Below are 7,150 nucleotides of genomic sequence, written 5' to 3' on the forward strand. Positions count from 1 at the left end.
CTTGCAGTCGAGCCTGAAAACGGCATTTAGGGCGCCTTAAACGCCGAGGCAGCGTGGCAGTGTAAGAGCATATGTCGTACGCATTTGAGCCAATAAAATAAGGCGTTCGGGGCCGTGTCGTGGTCGTTGAACATGGCACTATGCCCGATCCAGGTGGTGCCAATGGTCGATGCTAGCGCGCCGACCGGGGCCGAAGTCCGGCTGATCCGGCCATCCTGTAAAGCGATAATTGTGCCGGGCAGCTTCGATCCCGGCTGGGGGCGCAGCGGCGGGATGCGATCCGGCGTCACCTTCACCTGCCAGCAGACGATGAGATAGCCATGGTTGCCCATATCTCCCAAGCAGAGCACGATCATCTGCGGTCCCGCGCGACACGCGATGTGGCGATATTGCTGTGGATCGTTGCGAAGGACATTCACGATGGCAGCATCGTTCGCACCGGGTTATGGACTGGCAAGGATCACCGCGAATTTCGGGTCGAAGGGCAGAGCCGTGGCTACTTCGGCGCGGGCGGCCTCGTGTCGGTCGGGCCGATCCGGTCGGTAATCGGCACGGATGTCCAGGAGACGACGGCCTCTTTCGCGCTGACCGCACCTGAGGTCGAACTGGCGGTGCGGCGTTATGAGCTGCGTCAGGCCGATGTTGAAATCCATCGCGCGCTTTTCGACGCCTTTAGCGGCGAGCTGATCGGCATCACCCGGAAATTCAAGGGCTGGATCGATCGGCTTGAGATCACCGGGGTGACAGACACAGCACCCGGTCGCTGTGAGGTTGTGATGGCCGGGGCCGCGCGGTGCGGCACGCGCGGGCTGTCGCTGAAACGATCCGATGCCAGCTATCAGCTACGGAAGCTGCCCGACGGCCGCCCCGATCTGTTCGGGCAGTATGGCGATATTTCAGGCTCCGTTCCCGTCAAATGGGGGGGCGCATGAGGGTTTATAACTGGGAAGCCCGGCTGTCCGATTACATTGCGCAGGTCGCTGAACGACCCTTTGAATATGGCGTTTATGATTGCGCGCTGTTCGCCGCCGGCGGCGTCGAAGCCGTCACCGGTACCAATCCGGCGGCGCAGTGGGTCGGTCGATACCAGTCTGATCTGGCCGGACGGCGGCACATGCGCCGCGCCGGATATGCCGACCATATCGATTGCGCCATGACCATGTTTCCCCCGATCGGCCACGCCATGCGCCTGCCAGGCGATCTGGCGGTGGTCCTTCAGGGCGATGCAGGAGCGCTTGGTATCCTGCATGGCGCGCTGATCTATGTCCTGCGCCCCGACGGGCTTGGCATCATCGGCATCGAGCGCGCCGATCTTATCCTCGGGGTGCGCTGATGCCCGCCGTCGGAGCCGCCATCGCCGTCGTCGGTAGCTGGGCCACCACAGCTGTGGTTGGCAAAATTGCCACAAACCTGCTGATCAGCGCCAGCTTGACGGCCGTTCAATCAGCGCTGCAGCGCAATGCCGCAAAGCGCCAGCCGCAGCCGGGCATCCAGACGGAATTCACCACCAGCGGCGGCGCGCAGCCCATGGCCTTTCTGGTCGGGCGCTATGCCACCGGCGGTCATATGGTCTGCCCGCCGATGTCGCATGGCAAATCGGACCGCAACCCCAATGCCTTTCTGACCTATGTGATTTCACTGGGCGATGTGCCGGGCGCGGCACTGAACAAGGTGATTATCAATGATAGAGAAGTCAGGTTTTCCGACGTGCCCAAGGATATGCCCATTGGCGGTCCGATTCCGCAGGGCAAAAGCGCGCGCTGGTATCAGCCAGACGACAATCACGGGGCAAATCAAGCTGCCGGATGGCAATGCAGCACAGATCACAGCAGTCGATTTTACGTTGGCCGCCGCCGATTTTGAAGCTGGTCAGATTATCGCTGCTCATAAGGTCAGCGCCACGGTCGATGCTCAGGGAGCATTCAGCGTGACATTGTGGCCCAACAGCGCGGGAGAGAGGGGAAATACCAGCTACAAGGTGGTGTTCAAGCTGGTCGACGGGGCGGTGGTTTCCGAAATCAAGAGTCTGTTTGTGCGGGCGTCTGAATCGCCACGAAACATCGAGGATGTGGTGATCGAGAACACCAAAATTTTGTCAAATTTTGGCACCATATTGCTGTCAGAGGGGGAATGGCAGGCGCTGACGGTAATGAAGCCGAATACCGTCTACTTCGTTCTGCGTGAGGTGTAATTATGCATGGCTTCATCGGACGGGTTGCGCAGATCTATATCACCGACAGCCAAGGTCGCCCTCGGCGTACGGACATGTTTCTTAATGGCCGAGATATGCTGAGTGGCCTGCGGTTCACAGCGCATCCACAGATCAATGGCGAGCCGTTGATCGGCCAGACGCTGACCGTCAGTGCGGATGCCGAGGGAGCAGCACTCAGCTATCAGTGGATACGAGACGGCGCAGTCATCAGCGGTGCAACTGCAGCAAGATATGAGGTGGTTCCGGCAGACGACCTTTGCCAGATTGGTGTACTCGTGACCGCTGCGGTTGGCGAGGACGGCATTAGTGCTGCGGTATCTGCAGGTGTCGCGCGCTGGCCAGCACCGGTTGCAATCGGCTCGATCGGAAATCGCAGCTATATGGTCGGTCAGACCGTGCCTGCCACTGATCTGCGAACCAAATTCCGTGGCGGTGCGCTAAACTATACGATTATGCCGGACGACGGTCAGCTTTTGATCGATGGCCATAACCTCATATTTGCGACTGAGGCTGCCTATAGCGGATCATTCGTGATCACGGCCAGCAATAGCGGTGGAGAAGCCATTCTGCCCGCGTTTTCAGTGACCATTGAGGCGGTGCATCATTCCGACCCCGACCCGCCGAACGACCTTCTTAGCACCAGCGAGGGCGCGATCAGCAATGTGGTCGAGCGGCAGGACGGGGCGAATTCGTTCACCCTGATAGGGACAGAACATGCTGGTGATTACTCCGTATTTGCTACTGACATCGCATCGGGGCACCCGATTGTTCTGGTCCCGCCGACTGTCGGGGAAAGCCCCGCCGGGACGTTCCGCATCAGCAAATTCGGCTTCTATGTCTACCCGTCTGACGCGCCGGCTGTGGCAACGCATGCCTGGCTGGTTGACAATCTGGAGGTTGCCACAGGGACGGAGTTTGTCAGTGAAAATACTCACGCGTTCGGGCAGATCGAACTGGAATTGCGCGTCTCGAATATCAATAGCATGGTGTCCGGGACAACGATTGCGACCCGCGTGACCGCGCAGGAGCCGCAAATGTTCACTGCGGCACCGTCTGTCTTCCGCAAGTCGGATAGCAGCCGTGTGCACTTTGCGGAACAGGCGATCCCTATTGATCCGGTTAACGAACTGATCCTGGCAGGCCGCATCAAATACGAGCCACACACTGGCGAATCGCGGGTGGCGGGTCTTGCTTTCCGGCTGGCGGATCAGGCCGAGCATTTGGCAATCAATGTGACACAGACAGGCACGCTTAACATCCGCACACGTTTTGCTCATGCAGACGGGTCCTCTCGTGCGATCAATTATCTGGACGGGATGCCCGCGATCCACCCGGAGACGTGGTTGATTTTGTCCAGGTCGCTGGTCCGATTGGCACCAACGCGGCGCGCACAAGCTATGTGACGGCACGGGTGAACGGCGGCGACTGGGTGGCGCCAATTCATGGGCGGTCTCTGCTGCCCATCGGTGATCGACAATTCATGTGGCCCGATGGGGCCACCAGTTATGCGCCCAAAATCAGCGCACTCGCGGATAATACTGCCGCGCAAGACAATGGTTCGATTTCTTTCGATGCACCCGGCTTCTGATCTCTCTGGGCGAAACCCTGACGCTGGACGAGGCAAAGTCTCTGTTCTGGCGACCAGACGGAACCATGCAGCCGCCGGGTGTGATCCGTCTCAGGATCACCGCCCCGATCATCGACTTTTATGGTGGCCGGAATCACGGAACGATTGGCGCGCCGACCATCAACACCGCAGCGTAAGGGGGTATCATGTCGAAAAAATATCATCTGTCGGTCGCGAACGAGGACGCCAGTGCGCATCTGTTCTGGTCCACGGAAAATGACGGCTTTGAAACCATTGGCCTCAGCATGAATGAGGAGGGCATGTTCGGGAACACACTGGGTTCCCGAACGGGTAAGGTGTCCAAGGGCCGCATTCGCCCCGTCACCATGGATATTCACGCATGGCGCCCGACCGCTTTTGACAAGGCGTCACGCAAGATCAGCTTCGGGCCGAATACTGTCGCCGGATATGAGTTTTTATCGACGGATGGGCGAATGGCGGCACGGTGGATGTGATGCGTGTCGTCGATGACAAAATGACCGAAATAGGTCGGGTCAACATTACAGACACTATCGCACGCCAGATTGTCCCAATCGGTGGCGCCACGCGCGGCCTGGTTGCGGGTCACGGAGAGCTGATCCACCAATTTTCCAGATACTATGGGCTGGAAGTGCCCATGTATATCGCCGTTGCGGCGGTCAGCGAGAATGGCGAGATCAGCGCATGGTCCGAACCTGCCAAGGTCGATCTGGTGGCCGGTTCTGATGCAATCACCCCCACGCCGGCGGATCATTTCACCACTGTACCCAGCTATCCACACGCCTCCCCGGACGTCTCGGTTCCGAAGCCCACGAACGTCACTGTGCAGGCTGTCGGCAATCGCGCCATCAAGGTCAATTTCGCCCCCGCCCTCGGCCTGCGTCACGTTGTGGCCATGTCGTGGCACCCCTCCTTCACCAATGAAGAAGCTATCACCGTGGATGGTGATATTGACATTGAACTGACCGATTTTCTCGTGGTCCGCACGACCTTTGTGGACATGGATATGGCCAAATATGCCTGCGGGCGCATGGTCCATGTAGAGTCGTTCAATGCGAACTCCCCCGGCGTGCCCAGCTTCAATCAGTGGATGCCCAAGGGTGTTACGGGTGAACTTCTGACGGATGTGGACGGCACACCGTTCGGACGGATCAGGATCGAGGATGGGGTGGAATACAATATCAACGCCTATGTGCATCAGGGCACGGATGGGGCCTGGTATCCCATTCTCGACCCCGCCCGCCGCTATCGCTGGATTACCGGCATTCGCGCGCAATCCCCGACAACCGCTCGATTCCAGGTATTGGGATCGACAACGCCCCGCTCGATCCAGGAGATCGGAACGGATTGGAGTGATGTCGAGATCGCGTTCGGCGTGAATGAACCTCGCATCGATGGAACGGCACAACCGGCCCGGATCACATTAACCGGCCCTTGCGTGGTGGATCTGCGGCGTTTCGCGGTATTCGAGGACGGCACCGAATACCTGCATTTCCGCGAGCAAGAGCGGCGAACGCTGCTGGACGGCACACTGCCCTATCTACGCATTCATTCGATGTGCAAATCGCGACCCAGGGTTTATATTGCGGCTGATGCCCTGCATCCTTGGGGCACGAACGCGCGCGGTTATTCGTTTTGGGCGTTTTTCAACAGTCTGAAGCAACTCAAGGAAAGCCTGGAAGGTCAGGCGGCGCAGGCAAAGGTTGGCCGCCCGTGTTTCAATCCATGGATACAGATCGAACCGCCCCATGCGCGCAGGGACGAACTGCGGACCTATGCGGGCTGGCTGTGCACGACCTATGACGCGAGCGCCGAGCAAACCCCCGAGCAGGTCGGCGCAAAAATGCGCGTTGACGCCGGGCAGGTCGAGCCGTGGCAGGATGTGTTCGAAACCATCATGATCGAGATGGGGAACGAGCCGTGGAACAACATGTCCGCATTTTTCTATTATGAAGGCATTGATGGTGTTGCGTCGGGCGGCAAGCTTAATGGCATGTGGCTGCAACGGTTTGCCAACATCATGGAGGCCACCCCCGGTTATAACCCGGACAAGTTCAGATTTTACCTGAACGGCACGGGCAACAATCCCAATTACATCCCGGACGGCCTGTCCGTGTGCCCCGCCGCCGATTACACCGGATTTGCCTATTATATCATGGGCTGGGACGTCGGCATGAATATCATGCCAGATTCCAGAAATCAGGACCTGATGGCATATCAGGCGGCGTCTACACATGCCACCTATCAAAGCAAAAACCTGCCAGGTACCAAGTATGTTACCCTGATGAACAGCCTGGAAGACATCAACAAGACCCGTGAAAAGAAGGTCCGGGTCATAGGATACGAATATGGGCCGGGTTATGAGACTGTGGGCGGCACGATCTGGCAAGAGCGCAGTCAGAAATCCAAGCTGCTCGGGAACTCGACCCTTGATGTTTTGATGACCAACGCCAGTCTCGGCAATATTTCCGACACCTTCTTCACGGTATCTACGGGGCGGCTGTTCAGGGGTCGCACACAGCCTCCACAGGGCGGCGCTTATGCTCCGTCGCTGATGTGGCAAAATTTCGTGAACGAACATCTGCTTGGTAAAACCACGCGGGTCATGCCGGTGAAGGGCGCGTCTCTGCCGGGTGTGACGCTTGAAACCCGCGATGATGAAGGCAATCCGGCCCCCGGAACGTCCTCGCTGGCGGCCCGCTTCGTGCAAGAGGCTGTTCGCGTGTTCCGGGTCGATCGCAAGGATGGCAGCATCGCTTTTGTTCTGATCAGCACTGACACGCAAAATATGCAGACCATGAAGCTGGGCTTCCCGCCCCGCGCCCGCCGCTGGACGAAATGGACGATGGAGGGCGACATGCTGGCCTATAACCAGACCTTGGCCACCAAGGATGATGTCCGCTTTGAAAGCCAGCAGATGCCTGACGATTGGGGAGGCAGCATGATCGAGATCGCCCTGCAACCCGGCACGGCCGAGGTGTATATTGAGAGTGCGTGACGCTGGGTGCTGTCGGTGCGTGTTACACCGACAGCACCCTTGAAACGCCGTTTCACGCCCCGTGAAACATTTTCTGCGTGCTGCAACTTTTGATGTCAAACACTGCAAGTTCTTGTGTCATGCTGCAGCGGATATCCCTGAGCGCTATGGCCCGCACACCACCTGCTACAATCGCTTCGTGCGGTGGCGTGAAGCGGGCGTGTGGGACCGGCTTCTGGCTTCGGTTAGCGCGGCTTGCCGATGCCGAGGGGATCACCGTTCATCATTCAGCCGTGTGTACCCTGCTTGCAGGATGCAAGGCTGAACCTGTTGGCCTAGGCATTTACTGCGAGAA

7 protein-coding genes and 1 pseudogene are annotated in these 7,150 nt (G+C 58.6%); all 8 read left to right on the plus strand.

Features of this window, described 5'->3' with window-relative positions; genetic code table 11:
* Positions 1–320: 320 nt before the first annotated feature.
* Positions 321–932: a hypothetical protein gene (locus Q4G22_RS09920; RefSeq protein ID WP_303385745.1), complete on the plus strand. Its 612-nt coding sequence runs from the start codon at positions 321–323 to the stop codon at positions 930–932.
* Positions 929–1,333: a hypothetical protein gene (locus Q4G22_RS09925; protein WP_303385746.1), complete on the plus strand. Its 405-nt coding sequence runs from the start codon at positions 929–931 to the stop codon at positions 1,331–1,333. The genes Q4G22_RS09920 and Q4G22_RS09925 overlap by 4 nt, the downstream gene beginning before the upstream one ends.
* Complete coding sequence (locus tag Q4G22_RS09930) at positions 1,333–1,863, plus strand: hypothetical protein (protein ID WP_303385747.1); 531 nt, start codon at positions 1,333–1,335, stop codon at positions 1,861–1,863. Before Q4G22_RS09925 ends, Q4G22_RS09930 begins: the two co-directional genes overlap by 1 nt.
* Positions 1,844–2,191, plus strand: a complete 348-nt coding sequence (locus Q4G22_RS09935; RefSeq protein ID WP_303385748.1) for a hypothetical protein — start codon at positions 1,844–1,846, stop codon at positions 2,189–2,191. The genes Q4G22_RS09930 and Q4G22_RS09935 overlap by 20 nt, the downstream gene beginning before the upstream one ends.
* Before the next feature lie 2 nt (positions 2,192–2,193).
* Positions 2,194–3,615 carry a hypothetical protein gene (locus Q4G22_RS09940; RefSeq protein ID WP_303385749.1) on the plus strand — a complete coding sequence of 474 codons (1,422 nt, stop codon included), beginning with the start codon at positions 2,194–2,196 and terminating at the stop codon, positions 3,613–3,615.
* Between the two features lie 370 nt (positions 3,616–3,985).
* Positions 3,986–4,294, plus strand: coding sequence for a hypothetical protein (locus Q4G22_RS09945; RefSeq protein WP_303385750.1), 309 nt, complete (start codon positions 3,986–3,988; stop codon positions 4,292–4,294).
* Complete coding sequence (locus tag Q4G22_RS09950; RefSeq protein ID WP_303385751.1) at positions 4,294–6,816, plus strand: hypothetical protein; 2,523 nt, start codon at positions 4,294–4,296, stop codon at positions 6,814–6,816. The genes Q4G22_RS09945 and Q4G22_RS09950 overlap by 1 nt, the downstream gene beginning before the upstream one ends.
* A 127-nt stretch (positions 6,817–6,943) precedes the next feature.
* Positions 6,944–7,030 (plus strand): annotated as a pseudogene (locus Q4G22_RS09955) (transposase); the annotation flags it as partial.
* Positions 7,031–7,150 lie beyond the last annotated feature (120 nt).

The sequence above is a fragment of the Paracoccus sp. (in: a-proteobacteria) genome, from assembly GCF_030538655.1.
GTDB lineage: Bacteria > Pseudomonadota > Alphaproteobacteria > Rhodobacterales > Rhodobacteraceae > Paracoccus.

Bases quoted from the DNA above. Each gene is read 5' to 3' on its own strand.
- Q4G22_RS09920 (WP_303385745.1), top strand. From the start codon at position 321: ATGGTTGCCCATATCTCCCAAGCAGAGCACGATCATCTGCGGTCCCGC.
- Q4G22_RS09925 (WP_303385746.1), top strand. From the start codon at position 929: ATGAGGGTTTATAACTGGGAAGCCCGGCTGTCCGATTACATTGCGCAG.
- Q4G22_RS09930 (WP_303385747.1), top strand. From the start codon at position 1,333: ATGCCCGCCGTCGGAGCCGCCATCGCCGTCGTCGGTAGCTGGGCCACC.
- Q4G22_RS09940 (WP_303385749.1), top strand. From the start codon at position 2,194: ATGCATGGCTTCATCGGACGGGTTGCGCAGATCTATATCACCGACAGC.
- Q4G22_RS09945 (WP_303385750.1), top strand. From the start codon at position 3,986: ATGTCGAAAAAATATCATCTGTCGGTCGCGAACGAGGACGCCAGTGCG.
- Q4G22_RS09950 (WP_303385751.1), top strand. From the start codon at position 4,294: ATGCGTGTCGTCGATGACAAAATGACCGAAATAGGTCGGGTCAACATT.